Origin of the sequence: Amaricoccus tamworthensis, from assembly GCF_049800875.1 — a bacterium.
GTDB lineage: Bacteria > Pseudomonadota > Alphaproteobacteria > Rhodobacterales > Rhodobacteraceae > Amaricoccus > Amaricoccus tamworthensis.
In genome coordinates, this window is the sequence record NZ_JBNAFV010000008.1 from 127,345 (window position 1) to 154,333 (window position 26,989).

Annotated in this window: 25 protein-coding genes and 1 tRNA gene; 17 read left to right on the plus strand and 9 right to left on the minus strand. The window is 56.5% G+C overall.

Annotation, left to right across the window (positions count from 1 at the left end; genetic code table 11):
* Positions 1-43: 43 nt before the first annotated feature.
* From ACP15P_RS14025 to ACP15P_RS14040, 4 genes are all read right to left on the minus strand, one after another.
* A complete protein-coding gene (locus ACP15P_RS14025; protein WP_424929101.1) occupies positions 44-409 on the minus strand; it encodes a Lin0512 family protein in 366 nt (121 codons plus the stop codon).
* Positions 406-771, minus strand: coding sequence for a Lin0512 family protein (locus ACP15P_RS14030; RefSeq protein ID WP_424929102.1), 366 nt, complete (start codon positions 769-771; stop codon positions 406-408). Before ACP15P_RS14030 ends, ACP15P_RS14025 begins: the two co-directional genes overlap by 4 nt.
* 66 nt (positions 772-837) lie before the next feature.
* On the minus strand, positions 838-1,842 hold the full coding sequence (locus ACP15P_RS14035; RefSeq protein ID WP_424929103.1) for an endonuclease/exonuclease/phosphatase family protein: 1,005 nt from the start codon (positions 1,840-1,842) through the stop codon (positions 838-840).
* A gap of 164 nt (positions 1,843-2,006) precedes the next feature.
* On the minus strand, positions 2,007-2,591 hold the full coding sequence (locus ACP15P_RS14040) for an HD domain-containing protein (protein ID WP_424929104.1): 585 nt from the start codon (positions 2,589-2,591) through the stop codon (positions 2,007-2,009).
* A gap of 50 nt (positions 2,592-2,641) precedes the next feature.
* On the opposite strand from ACP15P_RS14040, the gene ACP15P_RS14045 reads away from it, so the two are divergent.
* Positions 2,642-3,067 (plus strand): VOC family protein, encoded by a 426-nt coding sequence (locus ACP15P_RS14045; protein WP_424929105.1) that lies wholly within the window; start codon positions 2,642-2,644, stop codon positions 3,065-3,067.
* 9 nt (positions 3,068-3,076) lie between these two features.
* Here ACP15P_RS14045 and secA read toward each other — a convergent pair whose 3' ends face one another.
* The gene (gene secA, locus ACP15P_RS14050) at positions 3,077-5,800 is read right to left on the minus strand and encodes a preprotein translocase subunit SecA (protein WP_424929106.1); all 2,724 of its coding nucleotides are present in this window, start codon (positions 5,798-5,800) and stop codon (positions 3,077-3,079) included.
* 270 nt (positions 5,801-6,070) lie between these two features.
* Between secA and ACP15P_RS14055 the strand changes: the two genes are divergently transcribed.
* From ACP15P_RS14055 to ACP15P_RS14070, 4 genes are all read left to right on the plus strand, one after another.
* On the plus strand, positions 6,071-6,925 hold the full coding sequence (locus ACP15P_RS14055) for a peptidylprolyl isomerase (RefSeq protein WP_424929107.1): 855 nt from the start codon (positions 6,071-6,073) through the stop codon (positions 6,923-6,925).
* An 8-nt stretch (positions 6,926-6,933) separates the two neighbouring features.
* The gene (gene argJ / locus ACP15P_RS14060) at positions 6,934-8,193 is read left to right on the plus strand and encodes a bifunctional glutamate N-acetyltransferase/amino-acid acetyltransferase ArgJ (protein WP_424929108.1); all 1,260 of its coding nucleotides are present in this window, start codon (positions 6,934-6,936) and stop codon (positions 8,191-8,193) included.
* On the plus strand, positions 8,190-8,588 hold the full coding sequence (mutT, locus tag ACP15P_RS14065; protein ID WP_424929131.1) for an 8-oxo-dGTP diphosphatase MutT: 399 nt from the start codon (positions 8,190-8,192) through the stop codon (positions 8,586-8,588). Before argJ ends, mutT begins: the two co-directional genes overlap by 4 nt.
* 67 nt (positions 8,589-8,655) lie before the next feature.
* Positions 8,656-9,264 carry a LysE family translocator gene (locus tag ACP15P_RS14070; protein WP_424929109.1) on the plus strand — a complete coding sequence of 203 codons (609 nt, stop codon included), beginning with the start codon at positions 8,656-8,658 and terminating at the stop codon, positions 9,262-9,264.
* Positions 9,265-9,311: 47 nt separating this feature from the next.
* Here ACP15P_RS14070 and ACP15P_RS14075 read toward each other — a convergent pair whose 3' ends face one another.
* The 4 genes from ACP15P_RS14075 to pdxR form a co-directional block, all read right to left on the minus strand.
* Entirely contained in the window at positions 9,312-9,746 is a 435-nt protein-coding gene (locus tag ACP15P_RS14075; RefSeq protein WP_424929110.1) for a glyoxalase superfamily protein, read from the minus strand.
* A gap of 186 nt (positions 9,747-9,932) precedes the next feature.
* Positions 9,933-12,041, minus strand: coding sequence for a TRAP transporter permease (locus ACP15P_RS14080; protein ID WP_424929111.1), 2,109 nt, complete (start codon positions 12,039-12,041; stop codon positions 9,933-9,935).
* Between the two features lie 76 nt (positions 12,042-12,117).
* Entirely contained in the window at positions 12,118-13,131 is a 1,014-nt protein-coding gene (locus tag ACP15P_RS14085; RefSeq protein ID WP_424929112.1) for a TAXI family TRAP transporter solute-binding subunit, read from the minus strand.
* A 407-nt stretch (positions 13,132-13,538) separates the two neighbouring features.
* Positions 13,539-15,023, minus strand: a complete 1,485-nt coding sequence (gene pdxR, locus ACP15P_RS14090; protein ID WP_424929113.1) for a MocR-like pyridoxine biosynthesis transcription factor PdxR — start codon at positions 15,021-15,023, stop codon at positions 13,539-13,541.
* A gap of 156 nt (positions 15,024-15,179) precedes the next feature.
* On the opposite strand from pdxR, the gene ACP15P_RS14095 reads away from it, so the two are divergent.
* The 12 genes from ACP15P_RS14095 to ACP15P_RS14150 all read left to right on the plus strand — a co-directional run bounded on the left by ACP15P_RS14095 (position 15,180) and on the right by ACP15P_RS14150 (position 26,971).
* Complete coding sequence (locus ACP15P_RS14095; protein WP_424929114.1) at positions 15,180-16,199, plus strand: TRAP transporter substrate-binding protein; 1,020 nt, start codon at positions 15,180-15,182, stop codon at positions 16,197-16,199.
* A gap of 62 nt (positions 16,200-16,261) precedes the next feature.
* Positions 16,262-16,801, plus strand: a complete 540-nt coding sequence (locus ACP15P_RS14100) for a TRAP transporter small permease (protein ID WP_424929115.1) — start codon at positions 16,262-16,264, stop codon at positions 16,799-16,801.
* Positions 16,802-16,822: 21 nt separating this feature from the next.
* Complete coding sequence (locus ACP15P_RS14105; protein WP_424929116.1) at positions 16,823-18,163, plus strand: TRAP transporter large permease; 1,341 nt, start codon at positions 16,823-16,825, stop codon at positions 18,161-18,163.
* 27 nt (positions 18,164-18,190) lie between these two features.
* Positions 18,191-18,682, plus strand: a complete 492-nt coding sequence (locus ACP15P_RS14110) for a universal stress protein (protein ID WP_424929117.1) — start codon at positions 18,191-18,193, stop codon at positions 18,680-18,682.
* 34 nt (positions 18,683-18,716) lie between these two features.
* Positions 18,717-19,103, plus strand: a complete 387-nt coding sequence (locus ACP15P_RS14115) for a nuclear transport factor 2 family protein (RefSeq protein ID WP_424929118.1) — start codon at positions 18,717-18,719, stop codon at positions 19,101-19,103.
* A gap of 42 nt (positions 19,104-19,145) precedes the next feature.
* Entirely contained in the window at positions 19,146-20,540 is a 1,395-nt protein-coding gene (locus ACP15P_RS14120) for an NAD(P)/FAD-dependent oxidoreductase (protein ID WP_424929119.1), read from the plus strand.
* 44 nt (positions 20,541-20,584) lie between these two features.
* Positions 20,585-22,363: a sulfoacetaldehyde acetyltransferase gene (gene xsc / locus ACP15P_RS14125; protein ID WP_424929120.1), complete on the plus strand. Its 1,779-nt coding sequence runs from the start codon at positions 20,585-20,587 to the stop codon at positions 22,361-22,363.
* A 118-nt stretch (positions 22,364-22,481) separates the two neighbouring features.
* A complete protein-coding gene (locus tag ACP15P_RS14130; RefSeq protein ID WP_424929121.1) occupies positions 22,482-23,522 on the plus strand; it encodes a YeiH family protein in 1,041 nt (346 codons plus the stop codon).
* An 11-nt stretch (positions 23,523-23,533) separates the two neighbouring features.
* Complete coding sequence (locus ACP15P_RS14135) at positions 23,534-23,893, plus strand: cupin domain-containing protein (RefSeq protein ID WP_424929122.1); 360 nt, start codon at positions 23,534-23,536, stop codon at positions 23,891-23,893.
* 76 nt (positions 23,894-23,969) lie between these two features.
* Positions 23,970-24,056, plus strand: a tRNA-Leu gene (locus ACP15P_RS14140).
* An 80-nt stretch (positions 24,057-24,136) separates the two neighbouring features.
* Positions 24,137-25,591 carry a DUF6538 domain-containing protein gene (locus ACP15P_RS14145; RefSeq protein WP_424929123.1) on the plus strand — a complete coding sequence of 485 codons (1,455 nt, stop codon included), beginning with the start codon at positions 24,137-24,139 and terminating at the stop codon, positions 25,589-25,591.
* Positions 25,592-25,816: 225 nt separating this feature from the next.
* On the plus strand, positions 25,817-26,971 hold the full coding sequence (locus tag ACP15P_RS14150) for a hypothetical protein (RefSeq protein ID WP_424929124.1): 1,155 nt from the start codon (positions 25,817-25,819) through the stop codon (positions 26,969-26,971).
* Positions 26,972-26,989: the final 18 nt, after the last annotated feature.

Below are 26,989 nucleotides of genomic sequence, written 5' to 3' on the forward strand. Positions count from 1 at the left end.
GGCTTGCGGTAACGGCAGACCCACCCGAGGTCAAGGCAGGCCGTCAGGCCCGAAAAGGCGCAATTGCCTTATTGGGCAGGCGCACGATCACACCGGCATTGACGATGACGCATTCGGCTCCGGTGACATCCTCAACATTGAGACCGCCCTTGACGGCCCTCGCGGTGACCTGGCCAAAGGGTAGAACGGCTGCGGCGGCGTCGATGTCGACCTTCTCGGGTTCCTGTGCCGCAATGGTCAGTTCGACCGCCACGGTAGCGGGATCAATTCCAAGGCTCGAGAGAACCGTCAGTTTCGAGTGCCGGATCGCTTCCTCAACTGCGCGTTTCGCGGCTTTGGTGTAGTCGCGGTTCCGGAGGGAGTTGCCCGAACCCATCTCAAGAATGACACGTGTGACATCGTTATTCATGCCGCATCCTCCGTTTCGCCATCAGGCAGGTCCAAAAAAACACTGACAGCCGCGTTGGCCATCGTGGTTATCCCGGTGCCGTCATCGGTGGGGATCTCCATGCCGCCCTCAACGACACGCACGTCGACCATGCCGTAAGGAAAAACTGCGACGACGTCCTCTCGGACAACCTCTTCAGGTTTGGTCACGCCGATATCGACGCGGATGCGCATTTGGGTACGCTCAAGACCGAACGCATCCGCGAACAGAATAGTGTTGTGCCGAATGGCTGCACTTACCGCGCGAACGGCGGCTTTCGTGTAGTCGCCGCCACGGATATCCACTCCAGTGCCAAACTCGATAACCATGCTTTTGAGTGTCATTATCTCCCCCGACTCGCTCGTCAGGGCGGAGGCTACAGTATGGTATGCCGGGGCTAAACCAAGAAGTCAGGGAAGCACGACATCAACCCAGACGAGGCGATGCGATGAGGCAGCCACGGCCTGCGCATGCATGGTTTCGTCCGGGGCGGGCCAGAAAACACCGGCGCCGACAACTTTCAGACGGCGGTCCGGCAGGACATAATCGACCCGAAGGTTCCCCGGGCCATCCTCATCGCGCCAGTCGGCAGTATCGAGCGCGGGATTGCCGCTGTGACCGGGGTTCGCAGCCGAAACGCTACCCGCGCTTTCGGGCTGGGGATCCTGAAGCCGGGCGTGGTTCAGGAGCGGAGCAACACTATCGGACAGCCCCGCCCCGTCGACCGGGTCCCGGTTCAGGTTGCCGATGACCACGACCGGTTCAAGGGGGGCAGCTTTCGTAGCGCCCTGGTCGTCCTCGAATTGCGTTCCGTCCAGGTACTGCACCCAAAACCGCAACTCGTCCCGGTGCCGCAGACGATTTAGCATCTCATCGCCGTCAAACAATGGAGGTGTTGGATTGGATGCGAGAAGGTGAATTCTCCCAGAGGGGAGATCGACCGGTACATCCCAATGGGACCTGGAGGACAGTCTGCGCGCCTGAGCAGTCTCCGCGTCAGGCCAAAGACTTCCATCGGACCTGACCGGCAATTCGGCGCCAGGCAGGTCATTCCAAAGAAACTCCTGAAAAGTCCGCGCCTCGGAAGAGTCGATGGGATAGCGGGACAGAACCGCCATACCGCCATGACCGGGGAATTTCCCCCAGCCCCAGGCGTCATTCCAACCGAGAAGCATCCCGTCACCGTCGAGATCCAGCCCGGATGGTTCGCCAGCGTTAACACCGGCATTGAACCGATGGGGATAGGCGATCCCACCAGCGCCCTGCGCCAGCAGATCCACAAAGGCCGCCAGCGCACGCCCCTTCAGGTCATGATCAAACCCGGTGACCAACATCACGTCAGGGCGAACCTCCTGAATGACGGCGATAATACCCGAAAGCGCCTCATCGGGCTCGCGTTGAAGATCGCGCAGCAACAGACCCGCCCCGTCCCGTGTTAGTCCGACATCATAAGTTGCGATCCGCACTGGTTCTGATGCCAGGGCAGCACCGCTGAATACGAACTGAAGCAATAAGAGGGCGGCGCGTGTGAAACGGGGAAACATGTGCCAGACGCTGGGGGTTCCGTCTTAATTCCCGGTTAACCGCTCCTCGCCCGACGACGGGTTTCCTCATCTACGACTTCGCGCAGTGCTGCGACGAGCGGGTTACTGTCCGTATGCTCATGACCATATGTCAGGTTGAAAGCGTAGTCGAAACCGGGTTCGTTTTCGCCCTCGATATGCTGCATCACGGTTTCGAGACGGTCGAGAGCCTTGGCCAGTTGGGCTTCAGGGGTTCTTACGGCACTGTACTCCTCCCAAATGTCCAAAAGTTGCGAGGCCGTTTCATTCGGCAGGCCGCCCAGAATTTCCTCCATGGCTATGCGTTCATCGGCGGTTTTGTCGCACACCTGTTCCGTGGCAGGTATATCGCCGGTCACTGACTCACCGATATCGTGGATTATCAGTATCTCAAGCAGTCGCCCGAAATCGACACCTGGTGGGAAGCGGTTTTTCAGGGTTAGCGCCACAAGACACAGTCGCCACGTATGTTCGGCGGTACTTTCGCGCTTGCCCTGCGCGGTTCGCGCGCTGCGCAGGGTGTCCTTCAACTTCCCCGCCCGTTCGAAGAACGCCAGAAAGCTCCGCACGTCTTCTTCGGAAGCAGGATTTTGATCTTCCATTGCGATGCACTTTCATGTTTTGTTCTCATGCAATCACATTTGGAGCGGCAATGAAACAGCGTGTTCACCTGATTACTCTTGGAACCGACAATCTGGAGCGTGCCGCAGATTTCTATGACAGTCTCGGCTGGAAAAGGGCGGAAAACTGTCCACCAGGGCTCGTAGCCTATGACCTCTATGGAGCGACTTTGGGCCTGTACGGCCGAGAAAGCCTGATGAAAGACATTGGAATCGAGCTTCCGCCCGGGTCAGGGAGCATGACCCTCTCGTGTAACTCCCGCACCAAAGAAGATGTGGACGCGGTCATGGCCTCCGCAGAGGAGGCCGGCGCAAAAATCCTGAAGCCGCCACAGGACATGTTCTGGGGCGGATACGGCGGCTATTTTGCCGACCCCGATGCACACATCTGGGAAGTGACGTTCAACCCTTTCGCCCAGCCGGGCGAAAACGACGAATTTCAGTGGAACGGGGTGTAACCGACCCGATTACACCCTTCCGTGGCAATGTTTGTACTTCTTGCCAGACCCACAGGGGCACGGCTCATTACGTCCGCACTGCGACCAGGTCGTGGGGTCGTTCGGGTCAACACCGCCTGAAGCGACCGGTTGCGGCGTCGGCGCAGGCGCCTCACCACCAGTTGCACCGGGATGACTGGCGACTGAGCCAGCCTGCTGCGCACGGGCACGTTCCTGCATTTTTGCGATCATTGCCTGCTGCTCCTCCGCAGACATGATCTGCACATGCGCGAGCATGCGGGTCACCTCAAAGCGCAGTTTGTGCAGAAGGCTCTCGAACAACTGAAAGGCTTCGGACTTGTACTCATTCAGCGGATCGCGCTGGGCGTAGCCGCGGAAACCGACGACACTGCGCAGATGGTCAAGCGTGATCAGGTGTTCGCGCCAGTTGTTGTCTATCGTTTGCAACAGGATCTGCTTCTCGACGGACCGCATGGTTTCCGGACCATAGCGGGCGGCCTTAGCAGCCATCAACTTGTCGGTCTCGGCAGTCAGACGCTCGAGAATGCCCTCATCATCGACGCCTTCCTCAGCGGCCCATTCCTGGATCGGGAGCTTGACGCCGAAGATTTCCTCGACGCGCTTCTCAAGTCCCTCAATGTCCCACTGCTCGGCATAGGCGCGGGCGGGCACGTGTTCCCCAACGATTTCCTCCAGCACCTCATGGCGCATGTCGTTGGTAACCTCCGACAGGTCAGAGGCCTCCATGATTTCCCGGCGCTGGCCAAAAATGGCCTTACGCTGATCGTTCATGACATCATCGAACTTCAGCAGGTTTTTACGGATATCGAAGTTGCGGGCCTCAACCTTGCCCTGTGCCTTTTCGAGAGCCTTGTTTACCCAGGGGTGAACAATGGCCTCTCCCTCTTTCATGCCAAGCTTGCCCAACATGCTGTCGAGCCGCTCCGACCCGAAGATCCGCATCAGGTCGTCGTCGAGACTGAGATAGAAGTTGGTGCGGCCCGGGTCGCCCTGGCGGCCAGAACGTCCGCGCAACTGGTTGTCGATACGGCGGCTTTCATGCCGCTCCGTCGCGAGTACATACAACCCGCCAGCAGCAATCGCTTTCTCGCGGGCAGCGGCGATTTCCGCCTCCACGCGCTTGCGAATCTCGACCGGGTCGGCACCCTCGCCAGCCTTTTCCAATTCCTCAAAAACACGCATCTCGACATTGCCGCCGAGCTGAATGTCGGTACCGCGACCAGCCATGTTGGTAGCAATCGTCACCGCGCCCGGAACTCCGGCATCCGCAATGATCTTGGCTTCCTGCTCGTGATAGCGGGCATTCAGCACGTTATGTTTCACACCGGCCTTCTTCAGCAATGCTGACAGTTCTTCCGACTTCTCAATAGAGGTCGTGCCCACGAGTATAGGCTGGCCTTCCTTGTTCGCGCGGGCGATTTCTTCGGCGACTGCATCGTATTTCTCACGCGCCGTGCGGAACACCTGGTCGTCGTGGTCGACGCGGGCAATCGGTTTGTTGGTCGGAACCTCGACCACACCGAGCTTGTAGATTTCAAAGAACTCGTCCGCCTCGGTCGCGGCCGTACCGGTCATGCCGCCGAGTTTTTCGTAAAGGCGGAAGTAGTTCTGGAATGTCACGCTTGCCAGAGTTACGTTTTCCGGACGGATCTGGACACCTTCCTTGGCCTCGATAGCCTGGTGCAAACCCTCGGAAAGCCGGCGGCCTGCCATCATGCGGCCCGTGAACTCGTCAATCAGAACAATCTCATCGTTACGAACGATGTAGTCCTTGTCCCGTTTGAACAGCACATGCGCCCGAAGCGCCTGGTTCACGTGGTGGACGATATTGGTGCTTTCCGGGTCATAGAGCGTCGCGCCATCTTCGAGGAAGCCGAGTTCGCGCAGACGATTGTCGAGGAACTCGTTGCCCTCTTCCGTGAAAGTCGTCGAGCGCTGCTTTTCGTCAAGTTCATAGTGTTCCGGCTGCAGTTCCGGGATCATTTTGTCGATGGAGGTGTAAAGCTCCGACCGGTCCTCACTGGGACCGGAGATGATGAGCGGCGTACGGGCCTCATCAATCAGAATTGAATCCACCTCATCCACAATCGCAAAATAATGGTCGCGCTGCAGAACCTGGGTCAGTTCCGACTTCATGTTATCCCGCAGATAGTCGAAACCGAGCTCATTGTTGGTGGCGTAGGTCACATCCGCGTTATAGGCGGTTTTCTTCTCGTCCTCCGGCATGCCCGGCACGACGACACCGACCGTCAGTCCAAGAGCGTCATAAACCTTGCTCATCCACTCCGCGTCACGGCGGGCGAGGTAATCGTTGACTGTAACGACATGAACGCCACGACCGGTCAGCGCATTGAGATACACCGGCAGGGTCGCCATCAGCGTCTTACCCTCACCGGTTTTCATCTCGGAAATGTTGCCCTGGTGGAGGAAAATACCACCCATCAACTGCACGTCGAACGGCCTCAGACCCAGCGCGCGCCGGGCGGCTTCCCTAGCGTTTGCAAAGGCTTCCGGCAAAAGTGCGTCGAGGGACTCACCCTGGACAATCCGGTCCCTGAATTCCTGCGTTTTGTTCAGAATACCCGCATCGTCGAGCGCCTGGAATTCCGGCTCCAGCGCATTGATTTTGTCCACGAGGGGCCTGGTCGCCTTGATTTTTCGGTCATTGGGAGTTCCAAAAACCTTTTTAGCAATGGTACCAATTCCAAGCATCAAGCCGTCGTCCCTAACTGTTTTCAGGGATGCTCCCGCGCACCACCCGCTGACATTTCAAATCCGGTCGAACTGAAATGACGGGGGCGCTTGTCCACCGACGCCGATCGGTCTAAGTCAGCGCGAGGCGCGCTTCACACCCATTTCAACCGCAGCCTGGGATGTAAGCGGCGTTACCGCGCCTGTCAACGGCACCGCCCAGGAACGGGACGGTCCTGGGTAAATTGGTAAACTTGCGTCGAAAGCGACGCGACGAAACGGAGAACTACAATGCGCAGCCTACTGACCTCGACCGCACTGGCGGGTCTGCTCACCGTATCGGCGGCCTTCGCACAGGATGCCGAATACGACGCGTCCACCGTACTCGCAGATGTCGACGGCACCGAAATCACGCTGGGCCATCTGATCGCTACCTACGATCGGCTGCCTGAAAACTACCGCTCAATTCCAGCGGAGCAGGTGTTTCCGGGACTACTCGAACAGCTCATCGACCAGACGCTGGTCGCGAACGAACAGATGGAAGAGCTGGGTGAGCGTCCCTATCCGGTCCAGATCATTCTGGAAAATGAAAGCCGAACCCTCATGGCTGGAGTAGGTCTTGAGGAGATTCTGACTGGTCCCGTAGAAGATGCGGAGGTTGAGGCCGACTACGAGGAATTCGTCGAGAATTTTGCACCCGGCCCCGAGTTCAACGCGTCGCACATCCTCGTTTCCGACGAGGAACTTGCCACGTCGCTTAAGGCGGAAATCGATGGCGGACGTGATTTTGCGGAAGTAGCGGTTGAAAACTCTTCGGACGGCTCCGCCGCAAATGGCGGCGAACTGGGCTGGTTTGGCCTGGGTCAGATGGTGCCGGAATTTGAGGGAGCGGTTCGTGAGATGTCTCCCGGTGAAGTTGCTGGTCCGGTCCAGACGCAGTTTGGCTGGCACCTGATCAAGCTCAATGACACCCGGGAAACCGAGCCGCCCGCCATTGAGGAGGTTCGTTCCGGTCTCGAAAACCAGGTGCGGATGGAAAAGCTGCAGGACAAACTCGACGGTCTGCGTGAAAATGCGACAATCGATATCCCGGAGCATGGTGTTCCGGCGGCAGCCATCCAGGATTCCTCAATTCTCGAAAGATAATCTGGAAGATGAGTACAACCGGCATCGTGTCCCCGCTGGCCCCGGCCGAATTTCCCTCTCTACCTGAAATTGAAGGGGTTCGCTTCTCCGCCGCAGAGGCGGGCGTAAAATACAGGGGTCGGCTCGACGTGATGCTGGCTGAAATTGCGGCCGGGTCGGCCATGGCCGGGGTGTTCACCCGGTCGTCGACCCGGTCCGCACCCGTACTCTGGTGTCAGCAAATCCTGGAACGCATTGGCTCCGGCGAGGGTGGCGATGGCGGCTATGCCATTGTTGTCAATTCGGGAAACGCCAATGCCTTCACCGGAAAGCGTGGCGACGGATCCGTTGAGGCGACGGTCAATGCCGCATCGGAAACGCTCGGGATTCCCGAACACCACGTTTTTCTCGCCTCAACCGGAGTGATCGGTGAGCCTCTCCCGCACGAGAAGATCGCTGACGCAATGGAGGGGCTTCGCGAGAGTCTGGATCCGTCCGCAATAGATCTTGCGGCTCAGGCGATCATGACAACTGATACCTTCCCCAAGGGCGCATCGGCATCGGTCGAACTGGATGACCATTCCGTGAAGATCGCCGGAATCGCCAAGGGCTCGGGGATGATCGCACCGGATATGGCGACGATGCTGGTCTTCATCTTCACCGATGCGCCAGTGGCACAGCCGCTTTTGCAGGAACTGGTGAGCCGGATAAACGAAACCACCTTCAACGCAATCACCGTGGATGGTGACACCTCGACATCTGACAGTCTGGTCATGGCCGGCACGGGCAAGGCCGACATCCCGCCGCTCACTGATCCGGCCGATCCCCGCGTGGCCGCATTCGAAGCCGGTCTGCGTAACGTGATGCTGGAACTTGCACACCAGGTCGTGCGGGACGGCGAAGGTGCAACAAAATTCGTTGAGGTTCACGTCACCGGCGCTGAAAGCGACACGGCGGCCCGTACCGTTGGACTTGCAATTGCAAACTCGCCACTGGTCAAAACGGCCATTGCCGGTGAGGACCCCAATTGGGGCCGCGTTGTGATGGCGGTGGGAAAATCCGGTGAGAAGGCCGATCGTGACCTACTTTCGATTTCCTTTGGGGGCATTCTGGTCGCTGAAAATGGTTGGGTTGCCGAGACCTACACAGAAGAGGCTGGTGCCGCGTATATGAAGAATGCCGAGATCGCCATTAATGTCGATTTGGGGATCGGAAGCGGTGAGGCCACGGTCTGGACCTGTGATCTGACCCATCGTTACATTGAGATAAACGCGGATTACCGGTCCTGATGATCGTTCTTGTTTCCGCCGTGGCGCTCGTCGACCGTGACGGGCGCGTTCTCCTTGCCCAGCGCCCGGAGGGGAAATCTATGGCCGGACTATGGGAGTTTCCAGGCGGCAAGGTGGAAAACGGAGAAACACCTGAAGCGGCCCTTATTCGGGAGTTGCGCGAGGAACTCGGCATTGAGACCTGGTCGAGTTGCCTGGCTCCGCTCACATTCGCCAGCCACACCTATGATGACTTCCATCTGCTCATGCCACTTTATGTCTGCCGAAAATGGGAGGGCGTGGCGCAGGGCAAGGAAAACCAGGCTCTCAAATGGGTACGCACCAGGGACATGGGCAATTACCCCATGCCCGCAGCCGATATTCCTCTGGTCGCCGCCCTGAGGGAACTTTTGTAGGCTGTAGCGACTGTTGACCTGCGATGGCTTTTCGCGGAGGCTTTCGGCAATCTAAAGGGAGCCAACAGTGTCGATTGATTTTCTACTTACTTCACTCGTTGTGGTGCTCCTGCCGGGCACAGGTGTCATCTACACGCTTGCCATTGGATTGAGCAGGGGGTTCAGGGCGAGCGTTGCCGCAGCGTTAGGATGCACCCTCGGTATCATTCCGGCCGCTCTTGCGAGCATCGTCGGTCTTGCCGCACTGCTTCACACCAGCGCGATCGCGTTTCAAATTCTAAAATATTCAGGTGTGGCTTACCTGTTCTATATGGCCTGGAAAACCCTGCGCGACACGGACGCGGTGGACCTGTCGGAAAGCGCGGAGAAATCAGGATACGGGCGAATTGCCGTCAATGCGACCCTGCTCAACGTGCTCAATCCGAAACTGTCGCTGTTTTTCCTCGCCTTTTTACCGCAGTTTCTGTCACCGGAGGCAGCTGATCCAGCAATGTCTCTCGCTCTGTTGGCGTCGGTCTTCATGGCGATGACATTGTTGGTTTTCATCCTCTATGGCGCATTGGCGGCCTACGCACGGGACTACGTAGTCAGGCGTCCATCCACAATGCAGTGGTTCCGGCGGTGCTTCGCCGGAACCTTTGGTTTTTTGGGAGCAAAACTGGCGCTTTCGAATTAGGATCAATCCGGAATCTGAGTACAGGTCTCACCAGTGGTGCGATTTTCCTAATTGATGACCATGTGCGGTTGACCATTGGAAGTTTTTTCAACTGTCCTGCCATTGGGTCCAAGGGTTGCTGATACACGGGACCGCGTCACCGGCATTCCCTCAATTCCAGCGACTTCCACAGGGCAGTCGAAATTAAGGGTCACCCGGTGCCAGCCGTCAGCCCCAACTGAACTCACGGCATGGACCTGCCCGGTAAAGGGCCTGCCGAGGTAAAGCCCCTCCACACGCTGGCCCAGCGCAAATGTATACGTAGCTGGCCGGTTACCGCTGGCGGCATGTAGCGTATTCCAGTCCCGGTACCCGTATTGTCTGGCGAGCATTTCGAGCGACTTGCTGTGCCCAATGACGGTTCCTTCAGCCGCAAGGCTGGAGCGCAGGCGTTTAGCCTGATCCTTGAGAACGGAAATCGCAGGTAAACTGATATTAGTCATCACAAACCCCTATCGTGTCTGGATGCGGATATTCGAATGGTGCCCGCGTTGCCATTGGACCGCAAACAGCCGGAATTCGGCGATTGTGATCTGAAAAAAGGACTTCACCATGACTTTCGTCAGCGGACGGCAGGGGCCTTTACCCTGACGCCGCAGATAGGGACGCTGGCGACACCTGTCAAGACATCAGGCCGTAACGGCCAGGTCTGGTCCAAATTTCAGGTTCTGCAAAAAGAGCGCCAAAACTACGGCCGCACCAACCACCTGCACCATAATCGCAAACGGCCAGAGGCAGGCCAAACCGGCAACCAAAGCGACGACCCGGAGAACAGGATTGAGCCGTCTTTCCATGCATCCCTGCATCCCCGCCGCAAGCCCGTAAATTCCAAACACCGCAAATCCAAACACCAGGAGGGCCTGCGACCAGTCACCCGAGAGCAGTGGCGTGTATGCAAACAGAACCGGTACGATATAAAGGCCCTTGGCAAGCTTCCAGCTGGTGATTCCCGTCGCCATCGGAGGTGATTTTGCGATGGCCGCGGCAGTAAAAGCTGCAAGACAAACCGGTGGCGTCACGTTGCTGTCCTGGCTCAGCCAGAACACGATCATATGCGCGGAAAGCAGTCCGGCCAAAGCAGCCTCTCTTGAGACAACAGAGTCGCGCAAGGGCCCGGCAATCTCCAATGGCAGCGAAGCCACCAGTGCGGCGGCTTCCTCACGTGGCACCGGCCCGGCCAACATTGTCATCGCATCCGGGTTGGCCAACATCAAAAGAGGTTTCGATGCCTCGGGAAGCGTTCCGGACGCTATCGAATCAATCACGGTGAGATCGGAAATCATTCCTGCCAGCGCCGGCGCGGACAACGTGGCCAGAACAATGTAGGCAGCGGTAACCGGCAAACCCATTCCGAGAACCAGCGACGCCAGGCCGATCAGGATAATTGCCAGCAGCAGGCTGCCGCCGGACCAGTCAGCGATCATCAGCGAAAAGGTGTTTCCTACACCCGCAGTCGCAATCACATTGACAACCAGACCAACCGAACAGAGCAAAATCGCGGATGTGACCATGTTTCGCGCGCCCGACTCCAGTGCGCTGATGATGCCTCTAATGCCCATGGGGCGCTTGGTCAGCCAACTCGAAGCGATTACGGTCACGATGCCAATTACGGCGGCGTATGACGGCGTGAACCCCGACACCAGCAGCCAAATGAGCACACCAACAGGTATGATGAAGCTTGCGCCTCCGTCCTTCAGCGCGTCACCCAGGGTGCGGCCCTCAGACGGGAGCGGCTTGAGGTTCAGACGACGCGCCTCAATGCGCACGAAAAAAGCAACCGACAGAAAATAGAGGAGTGCGGGCAGTGCCGCTGCGACCACGATCTTGTCGTAAGAAATCTGTGTGAAACTGGCCATCACGAATGCACCCGCACCCATGATAGGCGGCATCAGCTGACCACCGGTGGAACTTGCAGCCTCGACGCCCGCGGCGAATTTTGGGTGATAGCCGGCACGTTTCATCAAGGGAATTGTGATCACGCCTGTGGATGCCGTGTTCGCGATTGCAGAGCCCGAGATCGTACCCGTGAGACCACTGGCAACGACCGCCACAAGACCTGGTCCTCCGGTTAACTTGCCAGCGACCGTTCTTGCGAGGTCGATGACGAACTCGCCAGCTCCGGACTGTATCAGGAAGGCGCCAAAAATGATGAAGAGGAACACATAGGTCGACGATATGCGCGCAATGGTACCAAACAGCGCATCGTCGCCATAAATTGACCGAAAGAGCACTGTCTCAGTCGAAAGACCTGGAAAACCAAAGACGCCTGAAATCCAGGAACCCCAAAAGGTCACGTAGGTTAGCGCAAGTATGATCAAAATCGGTATGACCATGCCGGCAGACCGCCGGGTGAGCTCAATCGCACCTAGGATCACGACAATACAGGCGACCCAGTCGAATGCCGAAAGTCGCACACCTCTCTCATAGATCCAGTCCTCAGCAAAGGCGAGGTATATCGCCGCCCCTGCCGTGAGAAGTCCGATCGCTACGTCCACGGCGATAGCCGTCCGACCGGCTTTCCAACCATCCGTGCGGATCATTGGGAATAGAACAGCGGCCAGTATGGAGAAGCCCGCAAAATGGAAGATGTTTCGTTCCGTTTCTGCGAGCCAGGGAAATATCGCCAGGAACATGTGGGAAACTGACAGGAACACGGCCAGAACGGAAATTAGCCGGCCCAGCCCGCCGGATAGAACACGCTGGCCGGCCGGACCAGCCTCCGGATCGTCACGTTCCATGATGTTTCCTGTCAATTTCGTCGCCTAATAAGCGCACCCGGCCGGGACCGCTTTGATTCTGGATCAAGTGAAGCGCTTACTCCGCAATCAGGCGATCGGGGATTTCGAGACCTGCCTCAGTGAAGTAGCGCGCCGCACCGGGATGCAGGGGCAGAGGCAGACCAGCAATGGCCTTTTCCAGCGCCATGGCCTGGGTGGCCGGATGGATCGCATTGAGGAATGGAAGATTCTCGTAGATCGTCTTCGTGATGAGATACACGTTCTCCTCAGGAATATCATCGCGCACGGCGAGGAAATTCGGCTGGGCGATGGTGTTCACGTCCTCTTCCTGACCTGGATAGGTGCCTGCCGGGATGACAAACCGGGTCCAGAGATCCTTGCCGGCGTCGGCAGCTGCGACTTCCTCATCGGTGAAGTTCAGCATTGTTGCGCCATCACCAACAGTCGCGAACAGCTGGGACAGTGCACCGGTTGGAATACCCGCGGGAATGGAAATTCCTTTGACCTGACCATTCTGCAAAGCCTCAGCAGACGGGCCGTAGCCGCCCTCAACAAGCTCATAGTCGGAATAGATGTCTACACCCAGGCCATCGAGTATTGTGGCGTTGGAACCAATGGTACCGGAATTCCGCCTACCGAGCGCCGTCGCCTCGCCTTTCAGGGCAACGAAGTCCGCCATGGTGCCGGTTTCGGCCGCATCCGAGGTAACTACGAACTGCTCGACGTTCTGCCAGAGCATTGAAACGGATCTCAGGTTCGATTGCGGGCCATCGGCCTCGATGGGCCCAGTTCCTGTCGAGGCGTAAAACCCATAAAGACCCTGCAGAATGGCGAACTGAGCCTCATTTTCGCGTAGAAGGCGGATATTTTCACCCGAGCCGGCGGAATTAATAGCGGACATGCCAATTTTTTCGCCCGGTTCAAGCTTGACCTTGGTCAGTGTGGAAAGCGCCACGCCCACCGGATAATAGGTGCCGCCAGTCGAGGCTGTGGCAAGAATGTAGCTTGCCTCCTCGGCAACCGCCGTCTGGCCCGCAAGGCCACCAGCCAACACGGCGGCCGAGGCAAAAAGTCTTACAGATTTTTTCATGTTGCGGTTTTTCTCCCTGAACAGTTTCGAACTCTTTCGATACACTATCACGGCAGTTTTCATGAGACGCAACCTTCGCGTATCGGGGTTCAAGCTGTGATTTTTGGCAACGGACGCTGCCGCTGCATACGATGTGGTCCGTTTGCCTAGGGGACCGAGGCATTACCTCGGTCACCCGGGCACAGCTGGTCGAATAGAAAAGGGCTAATGCTACCCACGTACTGCTGAGCGAACGAGCCCAAGGGACTGGATTGAACGAGGCAGTCCTGATCTCAAGGCATCGGCTCCTCCGCACAAAACCGAAATCCTGTCGCGGACCGATGCCATCAGAATCGATCCGGACAAGGATGGCAAAGTTCGCTTGAAATTCGAAATCCTGTTAGCGCGACGGTATCCAGCAACGTGCCTCACCCGCGACCGCGTTCAGCGACGTGGTTAACAATACGCTCGATCCCCGGTGCGACCTTGGACACGGGGATCGACGAATAGCCCAGCCTGAAAAATTCAACCGGCGCATCGGGCCCATAGAAAAAGGGCGCTCCTGGCTCGATCAACACGCCATGCCCAAGAAGTTCAAGCGCCAATTCGCCAGCATCCATTCCATTGGGAAATTTCAGCCAAAGGCTTGAGCCGCCAAACGTTGCGGCTCCGGCGATCCTCACATCACTGCCGGCCAGCGTTCGTTCAGCTTCGCGTCGTCGCCGCGAATATTCCCTCCGCAATTTCGTGACCAAAATGTCGTAGTGGCCCTGCGCCAGGAAATAGGCCGTCGTGCGTTGCAGGTGTCCAGGAGGGTGACGCAACTGAATGGTGCGAAGCTCGCGGGCTTCCGCGATGAATTCGCGCGACCCGACCAGATATCCAAGCCGGAGCCCCGGAAAGAGCGCCTTTGAAAAGCTGCCGATATACAGAACCCGCCCGTCGCGATCCCACGACTTCAGGGCGGGGCTCGGGGCTTCGAGGAAGCTCATTTCGAAATCGTAATCGTCTTCGATTACGACAAAGTCTTCGCTGTGCGCTTTTGCCAGGAGCGTTTCCCGCCGGTCCCGTGACATCGTCGTTCCCGTGGGAGCCTGGTGGCTCGGGGTGACAAAGACCGCTGTCGTGCCATGGGGTATGTTTTCGGGGGGAAGCCCGTCGCCGTCGATGTTGAGTGGAACAACCTCGGCCCCCCGCCATCGCAGGGCCTGGGCGACATCGGGGTACCCTGGGTTCTCACAAACCGCGCGCATCGGCTTTCTGGCGAGCAGCTCAACAATCATCCACAAAGCGTTCTGCGCGCCAATCGTCACGAGAATTTCGTCCGGGCTGGCGTTAATGCCGCGCCTAGGGAGGATTCTCGCCCTGATGTAATTTACCAGAACCGGATCATCGGCATCCGCCAGATCACCGGCCATCTCCACAAAATCGCGTTTGCCCATGGCCTGCCTTGAGCAGTCACGCCAGGCCGTATGATTGAACAAATCGGAGTCCATCTGACCGTAAGCGAAGGGATACGGGTATCGGCGCCAGTCGACCGGCTTTTGCACCCGGTGACGCTTCGCAAGTGAACTGTTGAGCAGCCTGCCCCAATCGACGCCTCTGGATTTTTCGGTGGTCCCAGGAGCCGATTTTGAGGCGTCAGCAATGTCCATCTCCGCCACGCTGTAGGCCCTGCGGCTGTGTGACTGAAGATAACCCTGTGCAACAAGCTCCTGATAGGCGAGAGTTACAGTCATGCGGGCGATTCCCAAATGCTGCGCCAGCCTGCGGGATGACGGCATCATGGCACCCACGCGGGCCTGCCCGGACAGGACAGACGTCACAACCGTTTCCCGGATCTGGGCCTGAAGAGATCGCGAACTGTTGCGGTCTATGAAGAATATCTCGGGTGGAAGCCGCGGCGTGGTCATTGCGACAGAATGACGCGAGACTGGTCTAAGTCAATCTGAATTCTGGCCCTAAGGGGAGTCACGTAAAACAAACTACGGCTTCTATGGGGAAAAACATATCACAGGGGACACCGCCCGCGTTGCGAGAAGTCCCGAAATTCCAACCTGGAGGTAACAATGGTACTATTCAATCAGATCAGGACCGCCGCAGCCGTACTGGCCGCGACCACGATACTTGCGGCAACTTCGGTTGACGCGAAAAACTTCAAGATCGCCGTTGGCGACAGCGGTGGAAGCACCCAGGAAGTCGGCGGCCTCGCATTCAAGGAAAAACTCGAGGAGCTTTCCGGCGGCGAGCACACGGCAACACTCTTCCTGAATGGTCAGCTCGGCTCCGAGCAGGACACCGTCAACGAAGCAGCGATTGGCACACTCGACATGTCGATCCTTGCCATCAACAACGTAACGCCCTTTTCGCCGACCGTAGGCATTCTGTCCCTGCCCTACATGATGCTCAGCCTTGAGGATGCGGAAACGCTGACCCAGGGACCGATCGGTGAGGAACTGGTTCAGAACACAATTGAAGACGCCGGTGTTCGCATCATTGGCTGGACCTATGCCGGTTTCCGCCGTTTGACCAACTCCAAGAAACCTGTTCAGTCCGTGGCCGACCTTCAGGACCTTGTCGTACGTGTTCCCAAAAACGAAATCATGATCGATACCTACAAGGCCTGGGGTATCAGCCCGACGCCAATGGCATGGTCGGAAACATTCGCCGCACTGCAGACCCAGGTGGTTGATGGCCAGGACACGCCATACATCACGATCAACGCAATGAAGTTCTATGAGGTGCAGCAGTACGCAACCAACCTGCGCTACCTGTTCCTGATCGAGCCGCTCATCATCTCCGAACAGGTTTTCCAGGACCTGTCCGAGGACGACAAGGCGATCATCATTGAGGCCGGCAAGGAGGCCACCAAGGCATCCGCACAGTACCTGCGCGACAAGGAAGCCGAAATTCAGCAGTCCCTGATCGATGAGAAGGGCATGGAAATTGTTGACCCCGAAAACGATGAACAGGAATTCATCCAGCTGGCAACCGAAGCCGTCTGGCCAAAATTCTACGACAGCATCGGTGGCGTCGAAAAACTGAATGCCGCTCTCGAGGCCATAGGACGCGATCCGGTTGCTGAATAAGTCGTAGTCACGGGACCTGGGGGCGCCGCTGGAGGGGCGCCCTCTAACAGAGCGGGGGTAAAATGAAGAAATTCTGGCATATTGCGAACAACATTGAGAGCTACATCTGCCGTACTCTGCTCTCGATTTTCGTTTGCCTTCTTTTCATGCAGGTGATTGCCCGATCCGTTTTCGGTCATTCCTTCTCCTGGGTGGAAGAACTTTCAGTCTACATGTTTGTCTGGTTTGTATTCTTTGGAGCAAGCTACGCGGCTAAACTTGGTGCGCATAACCGCGTAACCTTTCAGTTCAAGTTTCTTCCGTCCGGTTACATCAAATATATCGAAGCTTTCGCCGATCTGTTCTGGCTGGTTTTCAATGTTTATTTTGTCTACTTGGCCCTGGACTTCATTTTCAACCGAATGAACCGATTCCAGTCTTCGCAGACAATGGGATTTCACCTCAGCTGGGTCTACATCGTTTTGCCCATCGCCTTCACCCTTATGACCATCCGCATTCTCCAGGTGAACTATCACAGGATCATCCTGGGAGAGGAAATGCGGGATCCGGACGAAATTGATCTGGATGCGGTCAAGGCTGAAACCGACGGGTCGAAACACTGATGCCGGGCAGGGAATAGATACATGGAAAGTCAAATCATCCTGATCCTGTTCGGATCGTTCCTCGGACTGCTGTTCATCGGCGCGCCCATCACCGTGGCGCTCGGTGTATCCACGCTGATTTCGTTCGTCTATCTGGGCGAGAATCCGATCAAGTTTGTGCAGATTGCCTACACCTCGGTCGGATCCTTCCCGCTGATGGCGCTGCCGGCCTTTATCCTGGCCGGCGCGCTCATGGAAGCCGCGGGTCTGTCCCGAAGACTGATTAACGTGGCCGAAAGTTTCGCCGGACCTTTCACCGGCGGCATGTCGGCCGCCACGGTCATTGCATGTCTGTTCTTCGGAGCGATTTCAGGGTCCGGCCCCGCAACCACCGCTGCCGTCGGCATGCTGATGATCCCCGCAATGATCCAGCGCGGATACGGCAAGGGTTTTGCTTCCGCCGTTACCGCCTCCGCCGGTGGATTGGGCATCGTCATCCCGCCATCCATCCCGCTGATCATTTTCGGTATCGCCGCACTGGGAATGCCGCCTCCCCCCGCCGCCGTTGAAGCCCACGGAACCTTTCAGTCCGTATCGATTCCGAAGCTGTTCATCGCCGGATTTGTCCCAGCCTTCGTGATTGCTGGCAGCCTCCTGGTCATGAACTACATCATCGCCAAAAAGCACAACTACTCGGGCACAACTGATGGATGGTCCGCACGCCATATCTGGTGCGAACTCTACCGTGGGTTTTGGGCGCTCATGGCTCCGGTGGTTATTCTCGGTGGGATCTACTCGGGTTTCTTCACGCCGACGGAAGCAGCCATCGTGGCAATCTTCTACACGCTTGCCGTTGGTGCGCTGATCTACCGTGAACTCTCGTGGGAGAAGCTTTTCAACGCGTTAGAGACCACCACCTGGCTGACCGGTCGTGTCCTGCTCATCATGTTTACCGCCACGGTTTTCGGACGCCTTTTGGTGGAAAACCAGATTCCGGCCGTGATCGCGCAGGGAATGCTCGCGTTCACCGACAACATTTACATCATCTGGACGCTGATCATTCTCTTCCTCCTGTTCGTGGGAATGTTCATGGAGACCCTAGCGACCATTCTGATCCTCGTTCCGGTCATGCTCCCGGTCGCCTACAGCGTCGGCATTGATCCGATTCATTTCGGCGTAGTCATGATCTGTACCCTTGGCATCGGCTTTCAGACGCCGCCACTCGGTGAAAACCTCTTCATTGCGTCGGGCATCTCGAGAATCTCGATTGAGCACATATCGCTCCGTGCCCTGCCCTTCGCGCTTGTAAACACAATTGCGATCTTTGTGATCGCGTTCGTTCCCGAGCTCTCGCTCTGGCTCCCCCGGTTCTTCGGCTACTGATCCGCTGATCTGAAAAGGCCTGTTCTGATGTCACAAAAAATCACCCACATCCTGTTCGCCACGGACCTTTCGAGGAATTCGGCTCATGCCATGGTTCATGCGGCAAACCTGGCGCAGGCCACGGGTGCGCGACTTCATGTCCTGCATGTGGCCGAGCCGTTGAGTGATGACGCGCGCATTACTCTGCAGCTCTTCCTGCAGGACAAAACAGCCCGGCGGGATGCGATTGAGATGCGGAGCAGCCACCTTCGGGAGATCCTGCAGGAACGCCAGAAAAAATTCTGGGCGGCACTTCCAGAGGATGACCGCGGCGCCCAGGAGCTGGTGGACTCGATAGAGATCATCGAGGGCCATCCCGCGGAAGTAATTCTGCGCCGTGCGGCCGAGCTGAACTGCGACCTGATCGTTCTTGGAGCCCATGACCACGGCTTCAGCCGAACGTTCCTCGGGACGGTTGCGAAACGGGTACTGCGACGCGCGGAAATACCAACACTCGTTGTGCCCTACATCGAAGACTGAAAAAATTTATCACTGTTTATCAAGGAGGTGGCTTATGTCAGGCACACTGACCGCCCAGGATCTGTCCGATACGTTCGACGCATTTAACCGTCATGATGTTGATGGTGTCATGAAAGTCTTTGCCGACGACTGCGTATTCTACACGGTTGGTGGAGACGAGGTCTATGGCACCAAAATCGAAGGCGCCGAAGCAATCGCAAAGGCATTTTCTGGCGTTTGGGCCGCCATGAAGGACGCCCACTGGGATCATCACAGCCATTTCGTGCACGGAGACCGCGCCGTATCCGAATGGACCTTTTCCGGAACCGATGCTGATGGAATGCGGGTGGAAGCGCAGGGAGCGGATCTCTTCACGCTTCGCGACGGCAAGATCATCGTAAAGCAGGCGCTTCGCAAATCCCGGCCGCCCTTCAAAGCCTGAGATCAGGCTGACCCCGCTTACCCCTCACAGAGAATCAGGACAATGCCCTACCGCCCCCGCCATTGGCCAAAAGCCAGCTACGATCCCCGCTACGACCCCATCGTCGACGCGGGCCCGGGTCATAACCGGGATCATGCGCCGACCTATTGGATCGGTACGGCCGGACCGGCGCCTGAAGACGACGGCCCGGTGTCGGCAGATATGGATGTTGACGTTGTCGTTGTAGGTTCCGGATACACTGGACTGTCGACGGCGATCCATCTTGCGAAGGAACACGGCATTAAAGCCACCGTTCTTGAGGCGAATACAGTTGCCTGGGGATGTTCAACGCGCAACGGCGGACAGGCCCAGATTTCGTCCGGCCGTCTTAAGCGGTCTCAGTGGATAGAGCGCTGGGGCGTAGATGTTGCGAAGAAAATGCACGTTGAAGTCTCCGAAGCTTTCGAGCTTTTCAATGACCTGATCTATTCCGACGACATCGACTGCGACCCCCAGACCGGTGGGCATTACTATATTGCCCACCGCGAAAAAGTGATGCCGAAACTGCAGGCGGAAAGCGACCTCCTGAACAACACGTTCGGCTATGGCTCAAAGGTCATCGGGCGCGAAGAACTTCACGAGCGGCATGTGAAGGATCAGGAAGCCGCCGGGGCCATGTGGGAACCGGACGGAACCAGCATCCACGCGGCAAAACTGGCCTTCAGCTATGTTCGGCTTGCCCGCAAACTTGGTGCGACCATTCATACCGCAAGTCCTGTTCTGGGATGGAAAGTTGTGAACGGCGTTCACCATCTGACCACGCCAGGTGGTACGGTTCGGGCACGGGCCGTCGCTTTGGCAACCGCCGGCTACACTCCACCAGGCCTGAATGACCGTACGAAACACAGACTCATGCCGATTCTGTCCAATTCGATTGTCACTCGTCCGCTCACGGACGAGGAGATGGTCGAATGCGGTTTTCAGACCAAATCACCTCTGACCGACACCAGAACGCTGCGGCACTATTACCGGTTCCTGCCGGACAATCGCGTGCAGATCGGCAGTCGCAGCGCAATCACCGGAAGTGACGCGGAAAACCCCAAGCACCTCGATCTGCTAAAGAAGGGTCTGTACCGCAAGTTTCCAGCACTAACGGATATCGATCTCGACTATTCCTGGTGGGGATGGGTCGATGTCAGCCATGACATGATGCCGCGCATTTTCCAGCCGGATAAAGACAGCACCATCTACTACGCGATGGGGTATGGCGGTAACGGCGTCATGTATTCCGCGCAGGCCGGGAAACGACTGGCCCAGCTTGTTGCGGGCAAGGGTCAGGAACTGGATCTGCCCATTTTCACCTCGCCGCTCCCAAGCCACGGAATTCTCACACCTTTCCGTCGGATGGGGCAGAGGATCATGTACCACTGGTACCATCTCCAGGACGAAATTCTCTAATCACCACTCCAGAATCTTTTTTTGCAAAAAGGGACGCAAGAACAATGAAAATGACAACCGAGGAAGCCTTCGTAAAGGTTCTTCAGATGCACGGAATCGACAATGCTTTTGGTATTATCGGTTCGGCAATGATGCCCATTTCCGACCTTTTCCCGGATGCCGGGATCAAGTTCTGGGACTGCGCGCACGAAACCTCCGGCGGTATGATCGCTGACGGTTACACCCGCGCTTCGGGTAAAATGTGCATGGCGATTGCCCAGAACGGTCCAGGCATCACGAACTTCGTGACGCCGGTCAAGACCGCCTACTGGAATCACACCCCCATGCTGCTCGTGACACCCCAGGCCGCGAACAAGACCATTGGTCAGGGTGGTTTCCAGGAAATTGAACAGATGAAACTGTTCGAGGACATGGTCTGCTATCAGGAAGAGGTCCGCGACCCCTCCCGCATGGCTGAAGTTCTCAACCGGGTGATCGAAAAAGCATGGCGCGGCTGCGCTCCGGCACAGATCAACGTGCCGCGTGACTACTGGACCCAGGTTATCGACATTGAACTGCCGCAGATCGTACGCCTTGAGCGCCCGACCGGTGGACGTGCCGCCGTGGCCGAGGCTGCCAAAATTCTCTCCGAGGCGAAATTCCCGGTCATCCTTAACGGCGCCGGTGTTGTTATCGGTGGCGCAATCCCCGCATCGGCCGCCCTTGCGGAACGCCTCGATGCTCCGGTTTGCTGTGGCTACCAGCATAACGATGCATTTCCGGGCTCGCACCCTCTCTCCGTTGGCCCGCTCGGCTACAACGGATCCAAGGCTGCAATGGAACTGATCGCCAAGGCCGATGTTGTGCTGGCGCTTGGCACGCGCCTCAATCCGTTCTCGACCCTGCCGGGCTACGGAATCGATTACTGGCCGAAAGACGCAAAAATCATCCAGGTGGACATTAACTCCGACCGCATCGGCCTGACCAAAAAAGTCACGGTTGGTATCCAGGGTGACGCAAAAACCGTTGCCGAAGACCTGCTTTCTCAACTCTCGGATGATGCCGGTGATGCCGGACGCGCCGACCGCAAGGCACTGATCGCGGACACCAAGTCCCGCTGGCTGCAGCAACTCAGCTCGATGGACCACGAAGAGGATGATCCTGGCACCAACTGGAACGAGCGCGCCCGTAACCGTCAGCCCGAGCGCATGAGCCCGCGCATGGCCTGGCGTGCGATCCAGTCCGCTCTACCGAAAGATGCCATCATCAGCTCCGACATCGGCAACAACTGCGCCATCGGCAACGCCTACCCCACGTTTGAGGAAGGCCGGAAATACCTGGCACCAGGCCTGTTCGGGCCGTGCGGATACGGCCTTCCCGCCATTCTCGGCGCAAAAATCGGCTGTCCCGATGTTCCCGTAGTTGGTTTCGCCGGTGACGGCGCCTTCGGTATCTCCATGAACGAGATGACCGCCTGCGGCCGCGGCGACTGGCCAGCCATCACCATGGTGATCTTCCGCAACTACCAGTGGGGTGCGGAGAAACGTAACACCACACTCTGGTTCGAGGACAACTTTGTTGGCACCGAACTGAACCTCGACGTGAACTACGCCAAGGTTGCGGAGGGTTGCGGCGTCAAGGGCGTCCAGGTGACCGGCATGGAGGCTCTCACCGACGCGCTGAACACCGCAGTTAAGGAACAGATGAACGACAACGTGACGACGTTCATCGAAGTGGTTCTTAACCAGGAACTCGGTGAGCCATTCCGCCGTGACGCAATGAAAAAGCCGGTCAAGGTTGCCGGCGTTTCCAAAGAAGACATGCGCCCGCAGCAGGCCATCTGACCAGCTAGGCCCACCAAGCCAGTCACCGGGGGAAACCCCGGTGGCACACTGATTTCGGTATTACCCATACACGGGACGTCGGTTTCCCAATCGGGTGTTGTTACAGGAGTTCACCAAAATGCCCGCCGGCACCGTTTCCCATGACAGTCCATTTGAAAAAACCCGGACGTTTTTCTCCAACAACGGATACGGTTTTCTTGTTTCCGTGGTTGTCGCAGTCGCCGCCCAGTTTTTGTCCGAACATTACGGCGCACCCGCTATGCTCATGGCACTCCTTCTGGGAATTGCCTTTCACTTTCTGGCCGAGGAAGGCCGCTGCGTAACCGGTATCGGGTTTACGTCCAAAACGGTGCTTCGAATCGGAGTGGCGTTACTTGGAGCGCGCATCAGCGTCGATCTACTCATTGGCCTCGGCCCAAAAGTGATCCTTCTAATCGTATTGGGTGTCATTCTGACCATTCTTTTCGGATTACTTGGCGCAAAGATCCTTGGACGCGGTTGGCGTTTCGCACTCCTGACCGGAGGCTCGGTTGCAATCTGTGGCGCCTCCGCCGCCATGGCCATTGCAGCAGTGCTTCCGCGAAATGAGCATTCTGAACGAAACCTGATTTTCACGGTCCTGGGTGTGACTGTGCTCAGCACACTCGCCATGATCGTTTACCCGATCATTACGGATGTCCTTCAACTGAGCCATCTCGAAACGGGGATCTTTCTCGGCGGTACGATCCACGATGTTGCCCAGGTTGTGGGTGCGGGTTTTTCCGTGTCGGAAGAAACCGGTGAGACCGCAACGCTCGTAAAGCTCATCCGCGTCACCATGCTGGCCCCGGTCGTGCTCATCTTCTCGCTCATCATCCGCAGCCGTACCGAGAACGACGACACCGATACCAGCAAACGTCCCCCGCTCATTCCGTTCTTTGTTTTGATGTTCCTCCTGCTGGCCGCCGCAAACTCCTTCGGCCTTATCCCCGCTATCGTTCAGGAAGCCCTGAGCAGCATGTCACGCTGGGCCCTCCTGATTTCCATCGCTGCCGTCGGCATGAAAACATCGCTGAAAACGATCCTGGACGTTGGCGGACAGGCCATCATCCTCATTGTCGCGGAGACCGTGTTCATCGCCGGTTTCATTCTCTACGGCATCACACATTTTACCGGATAGGAGACCAGAAGATGTCCGGAGCCGTGATCAGCTTCCAAAACAATATTGAGAAATCAAAACGTCGCCTGGCGGACCTTCCAAACCGGGTAGTCGACGGCGACCCCCATCACGAAACCATGATGCACTTCACCAGCCCGGACGGAAAACTCCTCGCCGGCACCTGGACCAGCACGCCCGGCAAGTGGATTGCATTTACAGATCGTGACGAGTTCTGCGTGATCCTTTCGGGTCATGTGAAACTCGAGTCTGAAGATGGGTCGGTGCAGGAATTTCGCGCAGGAGATTCGTTTCTCATTCCTGACGGATTTCGCGGCTGGTGGAATGTTGTGGAGACAACCACCAAACATTTCGTCATCCGCGACCATTCCTGATAAATAGCGAAAAACAGCGGGGGAATGCCCATTGACACCCCCCGCTACCATCTGTAAATCCCCGCCATCGACACCTGCCCAGGTGGCGGAATTGGTAGACGCGCTGGCTTCAGGTGCCAGTTTCCGAAAGGAAGTGGAAGTTCGAGTCTTCTCCTGGGCACCAAGACACCCAAAAATCTTATATGATTTCAGCGTGTTATAGCTTTTTAAGTTGCCTTGGAGGTAGCACAAAAGGTAACACACGTGTCTATCGTTGTCGCAAAACTCGGTGCTTTCACTCTGATGGCCGATCATATTTATCAGAAGAAGGCGGGCGGGAGGTTTTACTTCCGGAGACGAATTCCTGATGACGTCGTATCTCATTATCCCGGCAAAAAGAGACCTGCCTTTATCGTCTTTTCACTGAAGACAAATGACCCTCTGGAAGCAGGCAAAAAGGCAACCCGAGCCGCAATTGATCAGGATGCGCTTTGGAAGGCTTATCGGTCAGGTGACACTGTCAAGGGACCAGAAGAAATTGAGGCCGCAACCGAGCTTTTGAGGTCTTACGGCCTGAAGTCTGGTGATGCCAAAGTTCACGGCCACGGCCATCCCGGCCTTGATCCGTTCTACAATGAACTTTCGTTGATTTCAGTAATGATGGGTGGCCCCGAAGGCGACCACGAATTGCAAACCAAAGGCAATGGACACGACTATCTGCCACCGGTCTACAGGTCTGCTGCTGAGCTACTGCAAGGCCAACAGGCCCCTGTCTTCCTATCGAGGGCTCTGGCTGAATACATGGAACGCCATGAAGAGACTGAATCACATGGCGCTGGGCGGGACCGCACCAGAGTAGTGATGGATTTCATCAAACACGCGGGGGATTTACCGGTAGATCAATACAGCCGCACCCACGCCAATCAATTCATCAGGTATCTTAATGAGAGCAGACAAAACGCCAAGTCCACCATCCGGCGGCGCTTGGTATCCCTGCGACCGGTACTCAAGGAAGCGATAAGAGAACATGAACTCGAAGACAGGGGAATATTTGACAAGGTGGTAATTCCCGCAACCGCAAAAAAATCCAAAGAAAGGCTTCCCTTCACCGCTTCTGAACTAAATCTCATTCAGCGCTCGTGCCTAGCAACCGACGACGACATACGATGGCTCGTTTCCATCCTGTCTGACACCGGTATGCGCATGGCCGAGGCTGTTGGACTGATGAGGAACGACGTATTTCTAAATGATCCAATTCCTTATGTTCATGTACAGCAAAACGCCCTGCGAGGCATAAAGAATGCAGGTTCCAACAGGCGCATTCCTTTAGTTGGCGGTGCCTTGTGGGCCGTAAAAAAGGCCTTGGGTCATTCTGAAAATGGCTGCCTGTTCCCAAGGTACGTTGGTTACAAATCGCCACCACACATCAAAGCCACCCATGCGTCCAACACCATCAACAAATGGATTAGGTCTTTTGATCTGGAAAATCCGCGCCAGAAATCTGCCCATTCTTTCAGACATTCACTCGCCGACCGGTTACGTGCGGTAAAGTGCTCCGAAGAAATCAGACATGCGATCGGAGGGTGGGCAACAGCCAATGTTGGTCAGAGTTATGGTGAGGGTTTTCCTTTGTCAGTGCTGGTGGAGTACATGAACCAGATCACCATTCTTGATTGGCCCATAGATACGGGAATAGGGGATGGAAATGGACAGCAATAGTCCCTTGGATCACCCTGAACCTCCATTGGATCAGTCTAAAGCAGCCATACCGTCGGATTGGCCCCGAGAGGTTCTTGAGTCAGCGCGGATGATGACTTTGGTGGCAACGCCCATATCTCCTGAAGCAATCGCTATGGTGGAAAATCTGGTAGAATTGACAATCGAGGTCGAAAAAAAGTAGCACCCCGCCAAAGATCCCGACGAAAGGACGACCATGATGCCCTTTTGCTGGCAATAGGTGCATTCGCGGGTGACCTCCTGTCTCATGCCCACAATGAGGCCAGCCATGGATTCGGATATTTCTCGATCAACCCGAAAGCATTGAAAGGGACCAAGGCCACCCATACCAACGTGACCACCATCATCAATTTCTGGAAGCATGCTGGCCTCATTGAAACGACCAAAGGCTTTCAGCGGCGCATCGAGTTTGATGACGGCGCATCATGTAGAGAAAGTCGGTCCGTGCGTTACCGGGCTACCGACGCACTGCTCTCAATGTTCAGAGAACATTCCCTCACACCTGAGAATGCCCGGTCCCACTTCAAACCTGATTTGTCCACTGCTGAGGTTTTAGTCCTTAGGTCGAAGCGGATGAGAAAGGGCAACAAGTCCATTGGTGGCGATCTCATACCCTTTGAGGCCACACATAGAACCACACAGCTGGCAAACGAAATCAGAGAGATCAACGCCTGCCTCGAAAATCATTCATTCGCTCCTATGGACCCTCCTTGGTTCCGAAGAACGTTCAATGAAGGTACAAAGAAAGGGTATAGATGGGACAAGGGAGGCAGGCTCACTGTTCCAGGCGATGAGGGGTACCAGCGATGGAAGCCAGAGAAACGGCTTACGATCAAAATTGATGGCAGTCCAATTGTCGAAATGGACGTCAAGGCATCGCATATGTCCATCTTTTATGGGCTAATAGGCAAGCCGTGGAACACTTCGAAGGACCCCTACGATATTCCAGGTATGGATCGTTCCTTTGTAAAAAAAATGGTAATCAGGATTTTTGGAATTGGTGAGTTACCCAAGAAGTGGCCCAAGGGGATGAAACAGGAGTACGCGGAATTAATGGAGTTAGATGTCCAAAAAACCCCACCCATCTCCGAAATTATCGCACGGATTACTGAGGTTCACCCTGACATGATTTCTCTGAAAAGGCTTGGAATCTATTGGGCTGCACTTCAATACTTGGAATCTACGGCGATCATTCAAACTATGCTGGAGCTGGTTAGAAAGCACGACATACCCAGTCTTCCTGTACATGATAGTCTGATTGTACCCATTGAGTTTGCTTCCCTGACGGAAAGCCTGCTGATAAATTCTTATCAGAAACACTGTGGATGTAATATTAGTGTAGTCCCGAGATACAGTGATTGAGATTGATGGCAGACAAAT

Excerpts from the sequence above, each read along its gene's own strand:
- ACP15P_RS14025 (WP_424929101.1), bottom strand. The coding sequence starts at position 409 with ATGAATAACGATGTCACACGTGTCATTCTTGAGATGGGTTCGGGCAAC.
- ACP15P_RS14030 (WP_424929102.1), bottom strand. The coding sequence starts at position 771 with ATGACACTCAAAAGCATGGTTATCGAGTTTGGCACTGGAGTGGATATC.
- ACP15P_RS14040 (WP_424929104.1), bottom strand. The coding sequence starts at position 2,591 with ATGGAAGATCAAAATCCTGCTTCCGAAGAAGACGTGCGGAGCTTTCTG.
- ACP15P_RS14045 (WP_424929105.1), top strand. The coding sequence starts at position 2,642 with ATGAAACAGCGTGTTCACCTGATTACTCTTGGAACCGACAATCTGGAG.
- secA (WP_424929106.1), bottom strand. The coding sequence starts at position 5,800 with ATGCTTGGAATTGGTACCATTGCTAAAAAGGTTTTTGGAACTCCCAAT.
- ACP15P_RS14055 (WP_424929107.1), top strand. The coding sequence starts at position 6,071 with ATGCGCAGCCTACTGACCTCGACCGCACTGGCGGGTCTGCTCACCGTA.
- argJ (WP_424929108.1), top strand. The coding sequence starts at position 6,934 with ATGAGTACAACCGGCATCGTGTCCCCGCTGGCCCCGGCCGAATTTCCC.
- ACP15P_RS14075 (WP_424929110.1), bottom strand. The coding sequence starts at position 9,746 with ATGACTAATATCAGTTTACCTGCGATTTCCGTTCTCAAGGATCAGGCT.
- ACP15P_RS14080 (WP_424929111.1), bottom strand. The coding sequence starts at position 12,041 with ATGGAACGTGACGATCCGGAGGCTGGTCCGGCCGGCCAGCGTGTTCTA.
- ACP15P_RS14085 (WP_424929112.1), bottom strand. The coding sequence starts at position 13,131 with ATGAAAAAATCTGTAAGACTTTTTGCCTCGGCCGCCGTGTTGGCTGGT.
- pdxR (WP_424929113.1), bottom strand. The coding sequence starts at position 15,023 with ATGACCACGCCGCGGCTTCCACCCGAGATATTCTTCATAGACCGCAAC.
- ACP15P_RS14095 (WP_424929114.1), top strand. The coding sequence starts at position 15,180 with ATGGTACTATTCAATCAGATCAGGACCGCCGCAGCCGTACTGGCCGCG.
- ACP15P_RS14100 (WP_424929115.1), top strand. The coding sequence starts at position 16,262 with ATGAAGAAATTCTGGCATATTGCGAACAACATTGAGAGCTACATCTGC.
- ACP15P_RS14105 (WP_424929116.1), top strand. The coding sequence starts at position 16,823 with ATGGAAAGTCAAATCATCCTGATCCTGTTCGGATCGTTCCTCGGACTG.
- ACP15P_RS14110 (WP_424929117.1), top strand. The coding sequence starts at position 18,191 with ATGTCACAAAAAATCACCCACATCCTGTTCGCCACGGACCTTTCGAGG.
- ACP15P_RS14115 (WP_424929118.1), top strand. The coding sequence starts at position 18,717 with ATGTCAGGCACACTGACCGCCCAGGATCTGTCCGATACGTTCGACGCA.
- ACP15P_RS14120 (WP_424929119.1), top strand. The coding sequence starts at position 19,146 with ATGCCCTACCGCCCCCGCCATTGGCCAAAAGCCAGCTACGATCCCCGC.
- xsc (WP_424929120.1), top strand. The coding sequence starts at position 20,585 with ATGAAAATGACAACCGAGGAAGCCTTCGTAAAGGTTCTTCAGATGCAC.
- ACP15P_RS14130 (WP_424929121.1), top strand. The coding sequence starts at position 22,482 with ATGCCCGCCGGCACCGTTTCCCATGACAGTCCATTTGAAAAAACCCGG.
- ACP15P_RS14135 (WP_424929122.1), top strand. The coding sequence starts at position 23,534 with ATGTCCGGAGCCGTGATCAGCTTCCAAAACAATATTGAGAAATCAAAA.